Below are 20,123 nucleotides of genomic sequence, written 5' to 3'. Positions count from 1 at the left end.
GGCTAGAAGTGTATTCCATCGATGAGGCGTTCATGGATTTAACGGGCGTTGATCATGTGACGGATTTGCTGGCGTTTGGCAAACGAGTAAAAGCCAAGGTCGATCAATGGACGGGTATTACGGTAGGTGTGGGCATCGCACCAACCAAGACGCTGGCGAAGTTGGCCAACCATGCCGCGAAGAAATACCCAGCCACCGGTTCGGTGGTGGATTTGATGGACCCTGACAGACAAAAGCGTTTGCTGGCTTTGTTGGATGTGAGTGATGTGTGGGGTGTTGGCCGTCGTACTACGGCAAAGCTAAAGGCGAGGGGAATTCATACCGCGTTGGATCTGGCGAACGCTGACCCTAAATCAATTCGAAGCGAGTTTTCTGTGGTGTTGGAGCGAACCATTCGAGAGTTGAATGGGGTGTCATGTTTGGATCTGGAATTGGTAAGGCCAACAAAGCAGCAAATCATTTGCAGTCGTTCATTTGGTCATAAGGTGACAGACAAGCAAGAACTGCGGGAAGCCATCGCCAAGTACACAACCAGAGCCGCCGAAAAACTACGCGGGGAAAAACGCCTTTGTCGTGTGGTGAGTGTGTTCGTTCGTACCAGTCCATTTATTCCAAACGAACCGCAGTACTCGAAAACCCTGTCTGCAGAACTGCCCAACCCAACCGACGACACGCGAGACTTATTAGAAGTGGCCGACGTACTGTTTCGTCGCATTTATTGTGCAGGTTATCGCTACGCCAAAGGTGGTGTGATGCTGGCGGATTTTTATGAGCATGGCGCTTTTCAACAAGATTTATTGCGAGCCGATAATACAAAAATCAACTCAAAAGCCTTAATGAGCGTCGTAGACAAAATTAACCACAGCGACCTCGGTAAGGTTTTTTTCGCCTCTCAAGGCGTGTCACCACAATGGTCAATGAAACGAGAACACTTATCTCCAGCGTACACAACCAGGTGGGATGAGTTACCCAAAGTGTATTGATTCAAAATGTAGAAAATAGAAATCAGCGATGAATTAAAAATTCAAACGATAGTGATGGAGAGGTGTTCCATGAACGATGAAAATGCCAGTAAAGTGCCAGCAGACAAGATAATAGCAACGGTTGTACTATGGCTAGATGAACAATGTCCACAGGAGCGTTGGGACTTATCTGATGAACAGATGTGTGTTCTTCTAGGTGGTATTACGGTTTCAACTTGGAATCAATGGAAAGAGACCGCACAGATTAATGACAGTCTTCAAGTAGACCAAGAAACTATTGATACGCTGGCGATGCTGGTAAGTATATACAAGATGATTCACCTAAGTTCACCACCTGGATTTAAGTATGATTTTTTCAAAAGGCCAATAAATCATCCGACATTTAATGGCAAATCAGCTAGAGAATTTATGTTGGAGAACCCTTCAGTTGACGATTTCCTCAAGGTAAGAAATTATTTTCAAAGCAGAGTGTTGTTATAAAAATCACCTTAGCCTCAATTGGCTTTTCATATTGATCATCATTGTACTAAACAGTCACGTTAGGAGAGAGATATGAGCACTAAACGAGAAAAATATGCTGAAAAACGCATTGATATTAATGATCTTGAGAAAAATCTTGATCTCGCTATGAGTGAATCTAAAGGTTTTCCTGTTGCTGTATTGAAGAACGACGATCCGGTATTTTACTGTATTCCAGCTGACACCTATGTTGCTATGTTAGAAACTATTGAAACATCTGAGATGAAAGAGATGAGCGTAAGAATTCATCAATTGGGTATAGAGCTGCTTGGTGACGAAGATAAGTGGAGGTCTTGGATTACAGCACCTGCACTAGCGTTAGGTGGTAAGTCACCAGAGTCGATTTTGGTTACTAAAGAAGGAATCAATAGAGTAAGAGATCTTTTAGGGCAGATTAGCCACGGTGTTATTGTTTAAATCAGCTGTATAGCGATCAGATAAACTGAAAATAATTACATGTTGGATTTTTTTGCTTGTAACGAACTCAGACCTGATCTGTATTATCTAGGACCTGATCTGTCAAGACTGTTAGTGTTGCCGTCGCTAGATTGATAGCCGTCTGTCGTTTATTGAAAGTATCCAACTCTGCTGACTCATCCTCATACCGTGCAATGACATTGCTCAAGGCTTCAATAATGATCAGATTTTCATCATAGTGCTCTATCAAGTCTTCTAAAAGTATAAGAGCTTGTCGGTGCTCATCAGAGTTCGCTATACCATTCAAAATCGGCAACTGGGCTACTATCGCTTTGGCCATTTGTGTTATTTCTTTTGTGACTAACATTTCATTTGCCTATTGTTGATAGGATTAATTGAAGTAGTTTTACTAGAGACCAAACAGATCCTTATTTATGCACTACATTTCATTTTTTGTTAAGTGGGATTATTTAATTCTTAAGTGTTAATTAAATAATAGCTTTCTTAATCAAGGTCAAATCGTCCAGCACCTTCAATGATATCTTTTCGGTATGTCATGAACTCAGTGTCTGATTTTACTTGGAACGGTTGATTCCTCTTCCCGTGCGTTTCTTGAGATCCTTTATGAGATCGAACAATAAAAGAGAGTTTTAATTCATTGAGTTGATCTATTAGTGCTTCAGCGAGTTCGTTATCAACATTTAGAAACAGTTCATCAGCATGAGCCGTATGAGAATTTAGCCCTTCAAGTAGCTCTGCTTCACTTAGTCGATTGTCATTTACTTGGCTTTTCGCTTGCTTAATCATAATTCTGTTTACCTCGGCACAGACCTCGATATGTGACCAACCATTTTTAGCCGCCATATCACGGATCACACCAATTATTTCTGCTTGAGCCTTTAGGCTCAGTGCTTCCGAGTCGCTGGCTGCCACCACTTCAAATATGTTTGAAAACTTTGTTGAGGCCATTGTCTATCACTTTAAAATAACGCCAGTTTCTTGTATGTAGTATAGCTGAGATTTTTCTAGCATGCTGGCGGCAATCGATAGTGAAATTTTCAATGTTTTCTAAAATGTAAAACCCTGTTGTTAGAGCTTAAATAGTTGTATCGTCAAGGCGTTGAGTCAGTATTTCTGATCCAAAGTGGAGCTGTGGGAGAGTAATAAACTCTCATACCAAGTAACAAAGTATCATACTAAAATGGCAGCGATCGCAAAGATACGCTGTCATTTCTAAATCGTTTATGCCCCAAAGTGAGTTAACGTAAATGCACTAAGGGTGGCTTTGAGCGAATTGCAGCTGTTCGGAGCAGGCGCTCTCGAAAAAACGAATCTCTGCTTTGCCTTAATTGCAGTCATTTGATTTTTCGTCAACTTAGCATGTAACAAAACCTCCAATCACGTAGCCAATTTCAGTTGTAAGAGGTTGGCGTGAAGAATTGACGTTGAGAATAAACATTATCAACGTTGGAAAAACGAACGAAGTTATTGAAGATCGCCCCATCATCTGAACTGGGGCGGGGCGAATTTGTATTTATTGACAGTGCATAGCCAGAAGCTACCGAAAAGTACACGTCGAACAACGATCAGAAGCTATATGTCACCTTCAGGCTGCCAGTGGGCGATGTTTTTCGTTGAACAATTGGACTATTTCGTGCATCACCAGCCAACTGCGTAAAACCTGCTGCGGCAACTACGCTCCAGTCTTGATTAAGCTTGTGCGTCCAGTCCATATTCAGTGAATAGGCATAAATTCCAGACTTGGCATCATATCGAGTAAACCCCGATGCGGCCGACTGTGATCCGCTTACCCCGTAGTAAGTCTGCGTGTACTTCCTGGCCCCCCAACTACTGGTCAGCGCCAGCGTCACAGCGTTTTTCGATGACGTATAGAGCTGGCTGACAATGCTGAAATGCAGGGCTTCACCATTGCTTCGCTGAGAAATCGGTACCTCAGCCTGCAACTGCAAATTAAGCCAGTCGGTCACCTCGTATCCTAGACCAGGCAAACCGATAGCTGAGCCCTTAACGTCACCCATACCTAGCAAGTAGTCGCTACCGTAGCTGGGCGAGTCGCTGTCCACGTCACGATCCTTTCTGCCAGCGCGATAACTCAGCGCAGCGCTGTAATAAAATTTGCCGATGTTGTTACCGTAACCGATACCACGCATGGTGCTGACGAAGAAACCATTTACCATAGAGTAATGAATCACTAGAGCCGAGGTTACTCGGCTTTCATCCGAACCAGAATAACGTGGCGCAACATCCACGCCTCCTCCTAGGGTCAATTCGTTGCCATATTTCTGTTCTGCTGCCAGTATTGGGGTTGCCAATAACGCGAGGACAAATCCTGACAACAATTTTTCTACGGTATGCCCCGAGAGTGAATGGAGGATCTTATGACTCAGTTCGATGTTTCTCATTAAGGAAATCCTTGTGGGTTAAATTGACTACGATACAAGCGGTTTTAAACGCCAGAGTGCTCAGTTTGAATGCTTACCCTGAAGTTTTTATGAGCCAAAAATGAAGAAATACTGAAGTAAGTAGCAGTTCTGCAAACCTGATAGATTTACTGACACAGTTTTTTTCTTCATACGTTCTTCATTCACTGTTGATAAAGTAACTATTATGAGAATTCTCCTAATCGAAGACGACATCGATCTCGGCAATGGCGTACGTATTGCCCTTACAGACCAAGGATTAGATGTCATATGGGTTCGCCGCAAAGTGGATGCTCTGCATCAACTCGATGTATGCGTGCCTGAACTTGTCTTGCTCGACCTCGGCCTTCCCGACGGTGATGGCATGAGCCTGATGGCGAGTCTGCGTCAGCAGCTCAAGGGGATCCCCGTCATCATACTGACTGCTCGTGGCACTGTGCAAGATCGCTTGACTGGGTTGGATGCCGGTGCAGACGACTATCTCGTCAAACCTTTTGTTCTCGCTGAGTTATTGGCTAGGGTGAGAGCACTTGTGCGGCGCAGTTACGGTTTTCAAAATGAGGTGATAGAGATTCGAGGGCTATCTCTCCATGTGCCGACTCGTCGCGTGACAGTGAGCGAAAGTCATGTTGATTTGACGGCAAGTGAATACGCGCTGCTTGAAACGTTAATGTTTCGTTCTGACCGTGTTCTAACCCGTAGTTTTCTGGAAGAAAGGATCTTCGGTGCAAAAGAAAATATGAGTAATGCGCTTGATGTACATATGGGAAATTTGCGTCGAAAAATCGGTGACGGCTATGTGCGAACGGTGAGAGGTGTGGGGTTTGTCATTGATACTGTACCCATTCATAAGGGACAGGTTGATGCGTAATTTTTGGCGCTATCTGAGAATTCCAACGCTTGTACGGCGAATTATGATCGCCCAGATGCTTTTGCTCACGCTGCTTTGGTGTATTTTTCTGACCTACATTTTATGGGATAACTTACGCATCCCTCCAATGCTATCAGGCAACAAAACCTATGAAACCATTCTGACATTGGTGGATCATATGGGGGATCGCCCGCACGATCTAACCGATGTGCTGGAAAAATTCAGCAAGGCATTGCGGGAAGGCTATGGCGGAGGTGAAGACCCAAAAATGTCAATCAGCCTAATCGTTCGGAAGAATAAAGAGATAATTTATTCATCTGATGGCGCTCCAGTAGGAGTGACAAACACCGGTTATAGGATGATTCAGAGTGTTCAGAGTAACGGCCGCACCTGGACTAGTCGTACTCTGAAGTCTAGGAGCTCCGACACAGAGGTGACACTGCTCACTCCTGCTGGCGGTTGGAACTTCTTCATATACCTGAACTCACGCGGATACTACATATTACCGCTGCTGGTATGCATTCCTTTTCTTTTGTTTCCTGCGTGGCTGTCAATCCGCATTGCAATGCGTCCCTGGAACAAGGTGGCAAATGAGGTTTCCTTACGAACACCAGAAGATCTTTCTCCCTTAAAAGCAGTTCCAAAGCACAAGGAGCTTCGCCAAATAGTGGACGCGATTAATATATTCCTTGCCAGGGTACGAGAAAGCACTGAAAGGGAACGGACTTTCATTGCAGATGCCGCTCACGAGTTGCGTACTCCCCTAGCAGCAATGCGAGTCAATGTTGAGGCTTTGCAGTCCGGTGTAAGCAACGTTAGTCAACAGGAATTGCTTGCAGGGATTATTCGTAGCAATAGCCGTGCTGCTCGTCTCGTCAATCAGTTGCTGCTGCTGATGCATAGTGAAGCGCGCATTGACACTGTTATGGAACCTGTGCCGCTGACGACGCTCATACAAGAGCGAATGGCTGAGTTGGCACAGCTAGCTGCAGAGAGCCGAATTGAGCTTGAATTCTACTCTCATGATGAAGTCTGGATTACAGGTGTCAGAGAACGCCTGATGTCGCTGATCGACAACTTAATTGAAAATGCTGTGAAGTACAGTCCTGAGGGCGGGCGGGTTGAAGTAGAGGTACGATCATTAGAAAAATCCATTCAATTGCGTATCTCAGATGCAGGGCCCGGAATCATGGTTGAATTAAGGGAACGGGTGTTCGACAGATTTTTTCGTGATCCCAATCAGATACAAAGCGGGAGTGGATTGGGGCTTGCAATAGTCAAAGCGGTTGCGCAGCAACACAACATCAGTGTTTTTCTAAGTACGTCAGCAGAAGGTGGGCTCATGGTTATTGTTGATATCCCAAATCACAATTCCGCCTGAAAGAGAACGCAATTTTAGTCCCAATCATGCGTAAGGCATTTACCAGAATAATGGAGCATAAATTGAAATATTTGGTCCTGGCTACAATATTATTTTCTATATCACTCAGCGGATGCGCCATTACCGTCAGCGATTTGAAAAACAACAAATCATCGTTAGACGGCAGTTTCATTAGTAAGACGGGGTCCTCCGATACTTATCGAACCATAAGGCAGATGGCTAGGCAGTGTATGGAATATCAGACATATTCAGGAAATCCGGTGATCGTATTAAGCGAGTTTGACGGTGAGCGTAAAGAAGGTGAGATCACTCAAAAGCTTCTTTCAGAAGGAATGTTGATCAACAACACGCTAATTCAGATAGAAAGTCATGATGGTAACAAAGCTAAGATCAGCCTATACACAATCAAGAATATCTTGAGTATGGGGATCAGGTCGCCAAAGGTGAGTGATATCAAACGCTGGGCTGATGGCGATATAACTTGCTAACAGAACACTCTCGTACAACTCAGCAATACCGCGAAGCATCCTTCACCTGCCCCATGACTAGATACAACGCTCAGTTAGTAAAGTCGGATCCTTCGCTCTCAGAATTACCCTTTGTCTAGGCCGCCGCAAATTCAGACGGCGTCTGATAATTCAGCACAGAGTGCGGGCGGCACTCGTTATAATCCTGACGCCATTCAATGATAGTTTTCCTGGCATGACTGACTTCATTGAACCAGTGTTCATTCAGGCATTCATCGCGAAAGCGTCCGTTAAAACTTTCAATAGCTCAGTTCAATGTCGGCTTGCCGGGTTGGATAAGCCACAGCTTCACGTCATGCTCAAAGGCCCATTAATCGCACGGCAAGTAAATTTCTGGCCCTGAGCAGTTCTTATCGTCGCCGGATAGCCGCGAAACAGCGCAATGCTGTCCAGAATACGGGTGACCTACACGCCTGGAATCCCGAAGGTAACGGTTACCGTCAGGCACTCTTTCGTTAAGTCATCCACTTAGGTCAGTTAGAATATATACATAACTACAGACAAATGCGGATTTCCAATAAAAGTTTAAATACTTTAGAAGCACAATGAATTTGTGCCACACCGTTTTAGTCAAAAACTTCACAAAATTAATTGTGTACGCTTTTTATCTTTTCAAACATGAGTTATGTCTTGATGTTTTCGAGAGCTATTGTTCAGTTATTACTAGCAATGTCCGCTTTCAGTGAAAAGCGTCGTTTAAATCGAATCTCAGTGAATTTCCGCTTTTGGCACAGAGCCGTCTTATGGCTCTAAATTGTTTTTGTCCAGAAATGAGTTACAGCTAGTATGAAACTTTAATACTCAGTTATCGCTCGATTCAGATTTAGTAGTAGCAATTAGCATGAATCTTTATTTTTAGTCACTTTTAATCCAAAACGGTACGAACAGGGTTACTTGGTCGTTTAGTGTGTGAGACTTTATTACTCTCCTATAATCGCATGTATTTATAAATTCAAATTAGTAAATTAAGAAGGTAGCTATTTCTTCGACTCGCGTTGCTATTGGCCTCTGTAATTGCAATAAAATCTTCCTTGCTTCCCACGATGTGTATTTCACTCTCTGCTCGGGTAATGGCTGTATACAGCCAAGCACGATCGACTATTCTGCCTTTACTCAGAGCAATAATCACTCGTGGAAATTGTGAACCTTGGGCCTTATGTAGGGTGATGGCGTAACCCAGCTCCATGCAATCCAAGACGTCCGGTGTGATTTGTATCCTGTCACCAGTATCAAGTGTCACATCACCAAAGTATGTTTCAGCCAACTCATCTGAGTCATCCTGTTCTGGCTCAACGCCACTAAGAACGCCAAGGCTGCCATTCTGGATGCCTCTGTGATAAAGGTTCTTCGTAAACAAGACGGCATCATTCAGTCGTAGATTCAAGAAGAACTCTTCAGAATGGATGGTGAATCTAAGCATTTCGCCATGGCCATTTACTGCTGCTTGAACCTTGTTGTTTATCTCAGAAACCATATTTCGGGTAGGCGCAATAATTCGGCTATTTTCAGGGTTTTCACAATACAGGCGACAACATCTATTCGTTATTTCGCTTTTATTAGCCTCATGAAAGAATATAGCGGCGGTAGAAAGTTTCGGAGGAATCTCTCCCTGATTAATGAGCTTTGAGTACTCAGGGATTCCGGTACTTCCTTCCTGACGTTTCACAATATCAAGCATGGTGTTTGCTATTCGTTTTGAGTGAACGATATCAGCCAAAACTTTTCCGCACCCAATAGGCGGCAGTTGATCCGGGTCGCCTGTTAATACGATCCGTACAGATGGGTGTATATGCGTAACGATTCTATACATGGTCGGTAAATCAACCATGCTTGCTTCATCAATCACCAATAGGTTTTCATCGCTATCTGTGCTGTCCAATGGTGGGTTTCTCAAAAAGCCAGCAATAGTCATCGTGGTGAAGCCTATAGACTCATGTAGACGCATTGCAGCTCGACCACTTAGTGCAACGGCATGGATGGCATAACCCATTAAACTAAAGGCTCTAAGCGCGGTTCTTAGTACTGTCGTCTTACCTGTTCCGGCCCCTCCTGTAATACAGGCCACAGCATTATCTAAGCATGTTCCCACTGCTTCTTTTTGCTTGGCCGTCAGATCATAAGGTAATTCTTTAAGGGCCGCACGATAGGCTTGACTGGTTTTTCGGTCATACAAACCGTCAATATTAGCCATTGTTAACAGACGTTTGGCAACGGTAGATTCCATTAATAGTTGAGCGGTTGGGTGATACGTCAGAGTGTCATTATTCAGAAGAAATTGAGCTTTATCGTGTCCTGCTTTGCAGGCGCTTGCAACTAGCTCATTATTCTTCAGCAATTTGTTTAATGCTGGTACTAAGTCTTCTCGCTTAGTATAGGTATGTCCTTTTTCTACTTGCTTTCGTAGGGCAAATTCTAGAGCAGCACTAAGTCGTCTCTGATCATCAGCCGCAATTTCAAAAGTCCACTTTTTAATAAGGCCTTCAACATCATCAAAGGACATTCCGAATCCACATAGTAGGTAAGGGTTGTCCTGTATTGCGTCGACAGATTTGTCATCATGGAACTTGAGCAGTCGCTGTTGAATTGAAGCTGGAATACCACGCAGCGTCATCCAGTTGGTATGTTTGAGATTTTTATATGTCTCATACCCTTCGTAAAGCGCATCAATAGAATCCTCACTCAAAACCCCTTTAAGGCGATTTCTGGCTTCAAGTGTGTCAGTTTGCAGGGTTGAGTGGAAAGAGTTGCCTAGCAACGCCCATAGAGCTCTGGCCTTAACCTCTCCAATCCCTCTAAACGCTTTTTCTTTGGCGATGAACTGTATTAGCTGTTCACCTGACTCTGGCAGAGTGCATTCAACATAATCTGGTGCTTCATAGATATGCTGGAGCATTACGTAATCGCCTGTTGCCACTTCCTCAATACGTCTTGCGCCTTTGACCGTCCAATACTGACCAATTGCCAGTTGCACTGGGATTGATTCAGGATTTGCTTTGATAGTGACGTAATATTTACCGCTAGTGGTTTTATACGAGTTTTTCCCCAGTGGCACACCGGTGAAGATAACTAGACTAGAAGAACTGTACGGAATGCTAGTTATCCTAACGTGGTCTTCCTGAATGTCATTATTCATCTAGGCATGAACCCCATCTCAGACAGAGTTTCAGACAACTCACCGAAGCGTTCCAGGCGAGACTCTAATGCTCTAACCTTGGCTTTAAGTTCGATGTTTTCAGCCTCTAATTGAGATAACCTTCTAGACTCCAGTTGCCTAGAGGCTTGGCTAGCATCGTATTCCTTTGGGTTAGACTTCGCTGTTTCAGACTCAGCTGTGAATGGCGGCAACACACCACGAGCCCTTAACTCCGTCTCAAGGTTCTCAAGACTTTCTCTTAGAATAGGGTTCTGTGTCAGTGCCGACTTTCCACAACCAATAGCCTTCGCAACTTCGCCACGCTTTAACTGCCCTCGGTGAACAATTTGAAGAAAGTCATCATCCGATTGAGTAGCTTTCCAAACCTCAAAAGAGTCAACGTTTTGCTGAGCTTTCTGCTGACCATTAGCCATTAATAGACCTCGTATTGCCTTGATTTAAGATTCACAATGTTGCGCTTTGGATTTAATGTCCCGCAAGGTTTTATTGAAGATCGCCATTACATTCGGATCGCTTGCACCAATGCTTACTATTTTTTGGATAAAGGCCTGTAGGTAGCCAATTTCATCTTTTGCCACCTTTAATTCTGCCTCTAGCTGAATCACTTTTTCAGCTAAATCAATGTCCTTTTGCAGATAGGAAAGAAGCTCGGTTTCGTCAGAGGAAACAGGTTGTCCCCTGAGTAGTCGCTTTTTCTCTTTGTATTCATTTTTGATGTTGACGTATTTATCGAGCGTTTGCCGAGTGGTGGTAAACGCAAGGCTAGATTCAATTTTTGTTACCAATAAATCCCAAGTGAGCTTTCCTTTCCAGCTTCTAATTAAGGCTTGAATGGAGATTTGCTGATCTGTATCTAATGATTTGATTGCCATATGTATTTCCTTATATCGACCCCAAAAAACCTAAAAAGTTATTTTTAGCAGAGTCGTTAGCGGGCTTGTTTTTCGCTTCTATAGCAGCCTGAAGTGCTTCTTTTGCATTAGGTAGTGATAGTTTTTGTTCAGTCACCGTCTTGGTCTCTAAATCCGTAATTCGCATGACATTTGAGCGTGTTAAAAAGCGCACGATGCATCCTTCTTTGATGGACTTATCAGAAAGCACGTCAACCAAGTTCTTCATCATGGAAGTGTTCTTGTAATGGGTCTTATACCATTCTTGCATCCCAGCACTGGTTGTAAAATTAATAGCCCCTTGAACTTGCTCTAAATTGAGCGTTTGAACCCGTAAGTCCTTTTTTAGTAATTCAATGGCTTTGCTGTCGTGTGCAATATGACATGAAGATGGGCATAAAGTGCATTGCGTCTCAAATTCGGTCATGTAGGTACAAGGTGATAGCGTAAAGTTTTGAACACAAAACCCAGTTTCATGTACGAATGTTGGGCTTAAATTATCCGTTGCAGCATCATACTGCTTCTTGCTCTGTAGGCGCATGCCGACTTTTTCTTGCACCTCTTCCTCAGCTTCTTCGTGATAGAGAATGTCGTAAATTACAGAAGCATTTTGTGCGTCTGTCGTGTGTATATACGTCAGGGTTTGCTCTGCACTCTTTCGACCTGACAGCAAGGTTATGAGTAGGTGGGATAGCCCTTTTTTATCCAGATAATCATTTTGCCAATGTCGAAATTGATGCGGTGTAATGGCAAAATCCGATGAAAATCCATGCCGTTCAAAAATAGATTTGCCTGTCGTTCCTTTATTTCTTTTGCAATCTTTGGCAAAGAGCTTTCCTAATGAAGAGATAGGTTTCAATATAAAGGGCGAGCCAGTTTTATTGTTTAATTGATAATCTGTGTAGGTAAATAAGGCATTCTCGAAGTCTACATGCTTGCTACCTGTGTGGTTATATCCAGTGATATTGCCTTGATTTATTGCAATGCAGTGGTTTTGAAACTCCGCAACGGTAAATTCATTTTTTCCCGCGGTAAATTTTTCGAGTTGCTGTTTACTAAACGAACCTGAACCTGACAGACATCGTGCGAATGGGCAATGGTTCATGAAAACAAGCTTATCAAATATAGATAATTCCACGATGGGTTTAATAAATTTAGGGTTAGTTACTGATACATCAATGGCTCCCTTGGTATCTGCGGTGACTCGCGCACATTTATCTGTACCGTCGAAGAAGCCAAGTAAAAGCCCAAGTTGTATTAGGTTTGTGGGCTTATTCATTGCTAGTTTGAGCGTGTTCATATTTTCTGTGCTTGGCTGGAAATCACCAAGTACGTCTTTTAAGGCTAAGGAGGGCTTCTTGTAGAATCGTGCTAACGCTCTCGCTGGCTCCGTTATCAGCGCCGTATAGTGTAATGCTCTATCGACACTTTCAGCTATTTCAGCGTTGATATGGTTTTGATAATCATCAACCCCTTTTGAACCACGCCAGTTCAGGTAGTAAACCGTTTCTTCTTTTCTATCTACTTCTTCAATGTGGCTTTGTAGGCGCTGCTTGGTTAAGAGGACTTGCTCTGCTGCGACTCGGTTGGGGACGCCATTGCCAGTGCTGCCATAGTGCAGGTGAAGCTATCTCGGTGATGCTGCATTGTGTGCATTAGTGTTTGCCAAGAGCTTATGTCACTTTTGTCATATTTATTTGTGTAAGGCGGGATAATATCTTTAAAGATAGCCCCTAATGCCAGTAGCGATTTTTCTTCAGGAAGCTTGCTTTGCTCTGCCTCCAGTGCGTCATCACCACTTTTGGATCTTATGCTATTAAATTTTTTTGTAATTGACGGTCTGTAACTAGCAGGAATCATTAGATGTTGATGCAGCCAGTTGAAAAAAGAGGGGAGATTATTGGTATACTTCATACTCACAATGGCATCCTGAATTTCATCCGGACAGGCAGAGGCAACATTATCATCAAGTGCACATAGAAACCATTTGGCTGCGGTGACTTTATCTCTTTTTACTCCATTGATTATTTTTTCTTTTAACACATCGAGCGTGTAGGCAAAAAGAAAATGATGCGTTTCTGTATCTAATTTATCGTCTTGCGTGAACGTGGAACCTATGTTTGCTCTGGGTTGATTTTGGTTGTTGAATAAGAAATTAACCTTAGTGCCTTGTGAGTTCGTGAAGGTGATAGCAATATCATCCCACGTTGCCTGATCACCTTTTTGATTAGTGAAACCTATTAAAGGCTGTTTCTGTTTTTCTGTCACGTAAGCACGTTGGTTTGCTATATAGCGGTTCAATGTGTTCATTTATTACATCCAAATTTTAGGGTGTTTCTTTCTTCGCAAACCGCTATGGTTGCCTTTATGTAAACAATCACTGTCTGAAGTCGCTTCACGGTGGCGGGGTGTCCAGATTGACTATTGATAGTCAGTTTACGTTCCGCTTTATCAAGGTACTGTTGGTGATTGGCGGTTTCCAGCGGTCTAAAGTTATCACACGGATAACACGCCATTGGTGCGCCTCCTTTTGACTGGCAACTAGAGCAGTTAGCGGGGTTAAGCTTATGACCCATTTCTTCATCGAAGGGACTTTTGATGCTAAAATCATGGTGCTTTTGTAATTCTTTAACCGATGTGCTATCAAAGCGTCGGATGATGATATTCCCTGCGTAAGCTTGGTCTATTTTGACTCGCTCTTGAGCCTTCAGGTCTAAATAAGGTGTGATTGCGTCAATAGTTACCCCTGTAACTGCTGCAATTTGTGCCGGGCTTAATCCCATCCATACCGCTAATGTTAACTGCGTATGTCGCCAACGATTATTACTGAGTTTTAATGGCTCATTGGGTAATCGATCACTCTTTGCATTGAGCTTTGAACCAAAGAGATAGGCAATATTTGCTCCAAGCGAGCTTGAGGTTTGATGATATGCTTTTGACGTGTCACTGACCGTGCTAAATAGTTCTGATTTGGATTGGAACTCAGAAGAAAATAAACCTTGGTCTGGCAGCAGGGGCAAGCGCCTCATTAGCTCTTTTGCTTCTTTATCGGTTAGGGTGATATTGTTTTGGTACAGTGAGTGGCAGAGGTAAGTCTCATAGACTTTGTAGTATCTTAATAATAATTCTGATAAGTCAGGGCTTAAGCGATGTGAGCGTGATTCTGCATTACCACGAAACTGACCATCTTTGCCTTTGAAGGTTCTAAGGTGAAATTGATCAATATCTGAAAAGAGATGCTGCGTAGCGGGGGACCAATCTCGGTCACTTTCTTTATAGGATTTAAACTCTTGACCAACACGTAAAAGGTCACACCATTTGATTTGTGTCAGTTGAGTAGGTCGTCTTACTATCGCCACCATTAACTGACTGGCAATAACGCTTCTTAAGCGTGTAAAGGGCTTCTGCGCTAGAATTTTACCTTCCAAAGCGTGTAAAGTCTCAATTCGTAGTGCCTCTAACAAATTGTTGTACTCTACATCACTGTAAGCCCCTGTTTTATCATCAAGGATACCTTTCATTTTTTTACTGCTCGCCAAGCTTTCATCCTTGATGGCATTATACAGAGGGCTAAGTGCTGCCGACTCGTATTCATCGCTTCGTCCACAAAATGCTCTTAATGCATGCTTGACAGTTTTCTTGTAGCTATCAATGGTTAACCACCACGCCTCAAACGCATGAACATTTAGATAGTTAATGATGGTCTTTAGTGTGCAGGCATGACCATTAACTGAGTTAAAGCTGTAATATTTGACTGTATGCGCTAATGCCAACCTTAAATCAATAAAGGTCTCCTCATCCAACTTATTCATCCAATCCAGATATAGAGTTTCTTTGTATCCAAGTACCCACTTATCAGAAAGAATGTCAAAGGAGTAGCCCTCTGTTCTCGCTGAAAACTCTCGCTGTCCTTTGTATTGTTTTTTAAAAGTAGCAAGTTGATTGTTATGCATGATCACCTCTGAGATTGGGCACTGATTGACTTTGGTTTTTCGACGAAATCTCAGCGACAGTGACAGCTAACTGGAGCTCGTTGTAGATCGACGCCATATTGGAGTCTGCAACCCAGCCCATTGCGTACTTACGTAACTCTTCAGTTTTTTCAGGTGTGTAGCCTTGCTTTCTAGCCATGTCCTCAAATATCTCATTCCACTTATGTCGTAATTTGTGAGGGTGCAATTTGTGGTTGATAGCATCACCAAAGGTCTTCACTATCTTGTGAACAGCCTTGTAAGTTAAAGGCTGGCCTATTGTTTTCCCTTTCTCTGATATAAATACAAAATCATGCTCGTGAACATTCGGTTTGCTTGCTCGTATTGTTGATATGTATAGCTTGATGAGCTTCATTAAATCTGCCGAAATAGACACGGATAGTGCTTTGGTTTTGTTGGACGCAGGATCTAACCTTGTATCGCTTGGGTCATCTGGCGTTCGAGTGAGGAGGAATCTTGGATTCCCCCAATCATCTACTAGGTTGCTGATTTTTAGTTTCAAAAGCGCACCGACACGTACCCCTGAATCAATTAGGATTTGCATGATAATCTGGTTTCTTAACTTACTGGATTTGAATGGGTTATCAGATGAGCTTTCCTTGATTATCTCGAGTAAATGAAAGAACTTCTTAGCAGGGATGGCCGACTCAAATGCATCCTTTGTAATCGTGTTGTTTTTTCTAGCGCCTGAAATAAACGAGTTAATATAGAGTTTGAACTTATTAAATTGATCGTCTGTTTTTACTTTCTGATTTGTAGGGGCTTGATCATAGTGATGGCAAATATACAGATACTCGATATAAGCCCTCAGGCGAATTAGGCGTTGACGAAAAGTATGTGCAGACACTTGTGGCAGGCTGTTGGCGGTCGCATGGATAGCATCTCTAATGCGTTTATCTGAAATACTGGCTACATTGGAACTTTCTTGGGTTACTTCATCGTCAGCATAAAACTTACATGCTCGAATAAAATTATCGACTTCCTCTCGTGAAAGAAATTCTCCACTCGCTACACGCTCTACAAGGTCGATGTTATTCAGATCAAAGTGGCAATATAGTAGTTTTAACTCATAAGCGTATTTCTTTCGTGTGTGAAAAGCAGGGGCTTGGGCGGTGTTTCTTCCTTTGTCTTTAGATAATGGTGAGTTGTGATTTCCATTCAGATAAGCATTGAGATACAGGCAAGCAGGAAATACGCCATTACGGACAACTAGAGGGAAGGAGTATCCCGTAGTATCTCTATAAATTTTTACTTGAACATTATCACCTAAACTATCCATTGCAAAGTCATCTATTGGTTATACGTATATCTACCATAAATGGCAGGTTAGGTTTTGTAAAGGTAAAAAAATAGACTCATGATGAGTCTATTGTGTTTTCGGTTGATTTGTTATTTCTTATTCTTTACTTTTTTTTTGGTAGAGAGTATTCACACAGGTCTTCAATAATACATGCATCGCACTTAGGCTTGCGAGCGACACAGATGTAACGACCGTGAAGTATCATCCAGTGGTGAGCATCCAAAAGAAATTCCTTCGGAACAAACTTTAACAGCTTCATTTCCACTTCTAGGACGTTTTTGCCTGGCGCTACTTTTGTCCGATTACCAAAGCGAAAAATATGCGTGTCGACTGCCATCGCGACTTGGCGAAAAGCAGTGTTCAATACCACGTTAGCGGTTTTGCGGCCAACACCGGGGAGCGCTTCGAGTTCTTCGCGAGTTTCAGGTACGACGCTGTTGTGTTTTTCGATCAGAATTTTGCAGGTCTTGATGGCATTTTCGGCTTTGGCGTTAAATAGGCCAATGGTTTTGATATAGCTTTTTAGACCATCAACGCCAAGCGCCAACATAGTTTCTGGCGTATTGGCGACAGGGAAAAGTTTTCGTGTGGCTTTGTTGACGCTTACGTCAGTGGCTTGCGCAGAAAACAACACCGCAATCAAAAGTTCAAAGGGCGAGCTGTATTCCAACTCGGTTACGGGATTTGGGTTTTCAGCTCGTAAGCGAGAAAAAATCTCGTAGCGTTTCTCTTTGTTCAAAATAAATAGCCTTTGTTCACTTAAAGAGCCTGTGGGATAAAAGTTAGCTTACTTGCCCTGTCACGCGAACACGTTTCGAAGCACTTGGGCCGTCTTTGGCTTTTTGTGTTGCGACACGTTTTTTCTCGCGTTCGTCTAGGTAGTTTTTACCCGCGATCAATAAGCCTAAACCAATAAACGCACCCGGTGGTAATACGGCAAACAATACATTTGGGTAGTCGTTAAAGATAACGACTTTCCAATGAATTGCCATGTCGCCGAACAACAACTGCATATCTGAAAACAATGTGCCTTGTCCGATTAGCTCACGCATTGCGCCCAAGGTAACAAGGATAAACATGAAGCCCAAACCCATCATAAATCCATCTAGTGCCGAAGGCAGCACTGGGTTGCGGCTGGCAAAGGCATCAGCGCGGCCAAGGATTGCGCAGTTGGTTACGATAAGCGGGATGAAAATCCCCAAAATTTGATAAAGCTCGTAGGTATAAGCCTGCATTATCAGTTCGATACAGGTGGTAAACGAGGCGATAATCATCACAAATGCAGGTAGACGAACCGCATCGGCAACATAGTTACGAATCAAGGAAACCGCAATGTTGGAACCCATCAAAACGACCATGGTTGCTAGTCCAAGGCCCAAGGCATTCACCACTGTGCTGGTTACCGCCAGCATAGGACATAAGCCGAGCAACTGAACTAGTGCGGGGTTGTTTTTCCAAATACCGTTGTAAATAATTTCTGCGTAATTGGCACTTGGCTTACTCTCGTCTTGAGTAGCGTCAGTTGTTGCAGTTTCTGCGCTCATTTTCATTTGGCTATCCTAATACGCTAGCAGCGTATCTTTGTGTTGATCAAAATAAATAAGAGTATTTTTTACGGCGCGAACGACGGCGCGAGGTGTGATAGTTGCACCGGTAAACTGGTCAAAATCCCCACCGTCTTTTTTCACGCCCCAGCCTTTTAGGCTGGGATTTTCTAAAGACTTGTTGGCGAAGTTTAAAATCCATTTGGACTTTTTAAGATCAACCTTGTCGCCAAGCCCAGGTGTTTCTTTATGGCTGATGACTCGGCTGCCTGTGACTACGCCGTTTTTGTCAATGGCAACGAGCATGTCTAAATTACCGTTATAGCCGCGTGGTGCGATGGTCTCGAAAATGATGCCAGAGACTTCGCCATTTTTACGAGCGATATGAATCTTAATGCCTTCTTCGCTTCCCAATAAAGGATCTGCTGGCAGAATGGCGGTGTCTTTGGTTAAGTCGTTATCGTACAAATTGGCTGGCAAAATTTCGTTAAATGCAGAAATTTGCGCATCCAAAATATTGTTCTTAATAGTGTGATCTGTCAGCTGGTGAGTGATGGCAATGAGGCCAGCCGTCAGCACCGCGAAGATAGCTAGACCAAGACTGTTACGGCGAATAGAGGCGAACAATTCCATTAGTTGTCCCCCCCAACTTTTAAGCCTGTTTTGGCTTTTTTATGACCGTAGGTTCTTGGTTGTGTGTAGTAATCGATTAATGGTGCTGCAAAGTTCATTAGCAATACGCCAAACGCCACGCCATCAGGATAACCGCCCCAAGAGCGAATGATGTAAATTAAGATACCAATGCCCGCGCCATAAATCAGTTTGCCGCGATTACTGGTGCAAGAAGACACAGGGTCAGTAGCAATAAAGAAGGCACCAAACATGGCTGCGCCAGTGGTTAGGTGGAATAAAGGCGTTGCGGTATTACTTTGATCAAATAAATGAAACGCGCCAGACATTACTAACAAAGCACCTAAAAGTGCCACTGGCGTGTGCCAAGTAATAATACGTAACCAAATCAGAGCAAGACCACCCACAAGGTAAGCCAAGTTCACCCAAAGCCAACTGTTTAGGCTTGGGCCTTGTAGCGCTGCAATGCTGCTAAATGCGGCTTGAGTATCTAATAAATCTTTGTGTTTGAAACCATCTAATGGCGTTGCCATGGTGTAGCTATCGATCACGGGTAAGTGATGGAAAATAGCCTGCAAGCTTTGCATGAAAGACAAGGTCTCGCCTGCTGGAATCATGCCTTGTACGCCAAGCCATTGGCTCATTGGCACAGGAAAAGACACCAGCACAATGGCGTAGCCGACCATGGCTGGATTGAATGGGTTATTCCCTAAGCCGCCATAAAGCTGTTTGGCAAAGATAATGGCGAAGGCCACTGCTGTCACTGTTACCCACCAAGGCACAACGGGAGGCAGAGCAACGCCTAATAACACAGCGGTTAATAGGGCGCTGTAATCTTTCAAGAAGAACCCGACAGCACGACGACGAATTGCTAAAATAGCCGCTTCACTTAATAGTGCCGTGATGCAGGCAATCATTAGGTTGATTAGCGTGCCCCAGCCAAATAACCAAGTTTGCACCGCGATGCCAGGAATGGTCGCTAAAATGACCATCTGCATCACCCAAGAGGTGCGACGTCCTGCACGTTGTGTGTGGGGGGAGGTGATCCTCAATAATGCCATTTAACGATTCTCTTGCATGTTGGTTTGCGAATGAATAAGTTTTTCTAACAAGGCTTCGGCACTGTGTAGACGTTGTTCTATGGACGCAATCTCTTGTTTAATGCTGTCCGCTTCTTCTGGTGAGCTTTCTAAACGCTTATTCAGTTTGTTGATTTGCGCTTTGGCCAAGGCTACAGCGATTTTTTCTTTTTTGATCTGATTTGCCAAATCCATTTCTGGTTCGGCTTTGGCTTCACTTTTAGTAACCGCATCCGTTGTTTTCCCTACTGGAGCAGATACTGGAGCTGCAGCTGGTGTGCTTTCTTCTGCTTCAAGAGCTGTGAGCTTTTCTTGCGCTTCGATCAGTTTTTTGGGCCATTCTGATGCTTCTATTTCGCTTTCATCTTTGCCTTGCTCTTTCAGAAGCTGGATGT

At 43.4% G+C, this 20,123-nt stretch carries 20 protein-coding genes and 2 pseudogenes; 6 read left to right on the top strand and 16 right to left on the bottom strand.

What is annotated here, in order from left to right; all coding sequences use genetic code 11:
• The 3 genes from umuC to TY87_RS21940 form a co-directional block, all read left to right on the top strand.
• On the top strand, positions 1-983 hold a 983-nt coding region (gene umuC, locus TY87_RS21950), incomplete at its 5' end, for a translesion error-prone DNA polymerase V subunit UmuC (RefSeq protein WP_100188701.1).
• A 69-nt stretch (positions 984-1,052) separates the two neighbouring features.
• Positions 1,053-1,463, top strand: a complete 411-nt coding sequence (locus TY87_RS21945; protein ID WP_100188699.1) for a hypothetical protein — start codon at positions 1,053-1,055, stop codon at positions 1,461-1,463.
• Positions 1,464-1,535: 72 nt separating this feature from the next.
• Positions 1,536-1,919 (top strand): antitoxin Xre/MbcA/ParS toxin-binding domain-containing protein, encoded by a 384-nt coding sequence (locus TY87_RS21940; RefSeq protein WP_100188698.1) that lies wholly within the window; start codon positions 1,536-1,538, stop codon positions 1,917-1,919.
• Positions 1,920-1,986: 67 nt separating this feature from the next.
• Here TY87_RS21940 and TY87_RS21935 read toward each other — a convergent pair whose 3' ends face one another.
• The 3 genes from TY87_RS21935 to TY87_RS21925 all read right to left on the bottom strand — a co-directional run bounded on the left by TY87_RS21935 (position 1,987) and on the right by TY87_RS21925 (position 4,342).
• Positions 1,987-2,286, bottom strand: a complete 300-nt coding sequence (locus tag TY87_RS21935) for a hypothetical protein (RefSeq protein WP_100188697.1) — start codon at positions 2,284-2,286, stop codon at positions 1,987-1,989.
• A gap of 137 nt (positions 2,287-2,423) precedes the next feature.
• Complete coding sequence (locus TY87_RS21930; RefSeq protein ID WP_100188696.1) at positions 2,424-2,888, bottom strand: hypothetical protein; 465 nt, start codon at positions 2,886-2,888, stop codon at positions 2,424-2,426.
• Between the two features lie 617 nt (positions 2,889-3,505).
• Positions 3,506-4,342 carry a MipA/OmpV family protein gene (locus TY87_RS21925; protein WP_100188695.1) on the bottom strand — a complete coding sequence of 279 codons (837 nt, stop codon included), beginning with the start codon at positions 4,340-4,342 and terminating at the stop codon, positions 3,506-3,508.
• A 205-nt stretch (positions 4,343-4,547) separates the two neighbouring features.
• Between TY87_RS21925 and TY87_RS21915 the strand changes: the two genes are divergently transcribed.
• From TY87_RS21915 to TY87_RS22665, 3 genes are all read left to right on the top strand, one after another.
• The gene (locus TY87_RS21915; protein WP_100188693.1) at positions 4,548-5,231 is read left to right on the top strand and encodes a response regulator transcription factor; all 684 of its coding nucleotides are present in this window, start codon (positions 4,548-4,550) and stop codon (positions 5,229-5,231) included.
• Positions 5,224-6,612 carry a sensor histidine kinase gene (locus tag TY87_RS21910; RefSeq protein ID WP_100188692.1) on the top strand — a complete coding sequence of 463 codons (1,389 nt, stop codon included), beginning with the start codon at positions 5,224-5,226 and terminating at the stop codon, positions 6,610-6,612. The genes TY87_RS21915 and TY87_RS21910 overlap by 8 nt, the downstream gene beginning before the upstream one ends.
• A gap of 230 nt (positions 6,613-6,842) precedes the next feature.
• Positions 6,843-7,100: a hypothetical protein gene (locus TY87_RS22665; RefSeq protein WP_198432170.1), complete on the top strand. Its 258-nt coding sequence runs from the start codon at positions 6,843-6,845 to the stop codon at positions 7,098-7,100.
• Positions 7,101-7,215: 115 nt separating this feature from the next.
• On the opposite strand, the pseudogene TY87_RS21900 reads toward TY87_RS22665, so the two are convergent.
• From TY87_RS21900 to TY87_RS21845, 13 genes and pseudogenes are all read right to left on the bottom strand, one after another.
• A pseudogene (locus tag TY87_RS21900) lies at positions 7,216-7,607 on the bottom strand (integrase core domain-containing protein); the annotation flags it as partial.
• Positions 7,608-8,091: 484 nt separating this feature from the next.
• Positions 8,092-10,110 (bottom strand): AAA family ATPase, encoded by a 2,019-nt coding sequence (locus tag TY87_RS21895; RefSeq protein ID WP_198432169.1) that lies wholly within the window; start codon positions 10,108-10,110, stop codon positions 8,092-8,094.
• A 158-nt stretch (positions 10,111-10,268) separates the two neighbouring features.
• On the bottom strand, positions 10,269-10,706 hold the full coding sequence (locus tag TY87_RS21890) for a VPA1267 family protein (RefSeq protein ID WP_100188689.1): 438 nt from the start codon (positions 10,704-10,706) through the stop codon (positions 10,269-10,271).
• Between the two features lie 24 nt (positions 10,707-10,730).
• Positions 10,731-11,165 carry a hypothetical protein gene (locus TY87_RS21885; protein ID WP_100188688.1) on the bottom strand — a complete coding sequence of 145 codons (435 nt, stop codon included), beginning with the start codon at positions 11,163-11,165 and terminating at the stop codon, positions 10,731-10,733.
• 10 nt (positions 11,166-11,175) lie between these two features.
• A complete protein-coding gene (locus TY87_RS22660; RefSeq protein ID WP_198432168.1) occupies positions 11,176-12,483 on the bottom strand; it encodes a hypothetical protein in 1,308 nt (435 codons plus the stop codon).
• 257 nt (positions 12,484-12,740) lie between these two features.
• Positions 12,741-13,493: a hypothetical protein gene (locus TY87_RS22655; protein ID WP_198432167.1), complete on the bottom strand. Its 753-nt coding sequence runs from the start codon at positions 13,491-13,493 to the stop codon at positions 12,741-12,743.
• Positions 13,490-15,136, bottom strand: coding sequence for a hypothetical protein (locus TY87_RS21875; RefSeq protein WP_100188687.1), 1,647 nt, complete (start codon positions 15,134-15,136; stop codon positions 13,490-13,492). The genes TY87_RS22655 and TY87_RS21875 overlap by 4 nt, the downstream gene beginning before the upstream one ends.
• A complete protein-coding gene (locus tag TY87_RS21870) occupies positions 15,129-16,454 on the bottom strand; it encodes a site-specific integrase (protein WP_100188686.1) in 1,326 nt (441 codons plus the stop codon). The genes TY87_RS21875 and TY87_RS21870 overlap by 8 nt, the downstream gene beginning before the upstream one ends.
• Before the next feature lie 124 nt (positions 16,455-16,578).
• Complete coding sequence (gene nth, locus TY87_RS21865) at positions 16,579-17,214, bottom strand: endonuclease III (protein WP_100188685.1); 636 nt, start codon at positions 17,212-17,214, stop codon at positions 16,579-16,581.
• Between the two features lie 43 nt (positions 17,215-17,257).
• The gene (locus TY87_RS21860; protein ID WP_232617217.1) at positions 17,258-18,019 is read right to left on the bottom strand and encodes an electron transport complex subunit E; all 762 of its coding nucleotides are present in this window, start codon (positions 18,017-18,019) and stop codon (positions 17,258-17,260) included.
• Between the two features lie 15 nt (positions 18,020-18,034).
• Positions 18,035-18,652: an electron transport complex subunit RsxG gene (gene rsxG / locus TY87_RS21855; protein ID WP_100188684.1), complete on the bottom strand. Its 618-nt coding sequence runs from the start codon at positions 18,650-18,652 to the stop codon at positions 18,035-18,037.
• On the bottom strand, positions 18,652-19,710 hold the full coding sequence (gene rsxD, locus TY87_RS21850) for an electron transport complex subunit RsxD (protein WP_100188683.1): 1,059 nt from the start codon (positions 19,708-19,710) through the stop codon (positions 18,652-18,654). The genes rsxG and rsxD overlap by 1 nt, the downstream gene beginning before the upstream one ends.
• A pseudogene (locus TY87_RS21845) lies at positions 19,711-20,123 on the bottom strand (electron transport complex subunit RsxC); the annotation flags it as partial.

The sequence above is a fragment of the Marinomonas sp. BSi20584 genome, from assembly GCF_002792415.1.
Taxonomy (GTDB): domain Bacteria; phylum Pseudomonadota; class Gammaproteobacteria; order Pseudomonadales; family Marinomonadaceae; genus Marinomonas; species Marinomonas polaris.
This window is presented reverse-complemented; position numbering and strand designations above follow the sequence as displayed.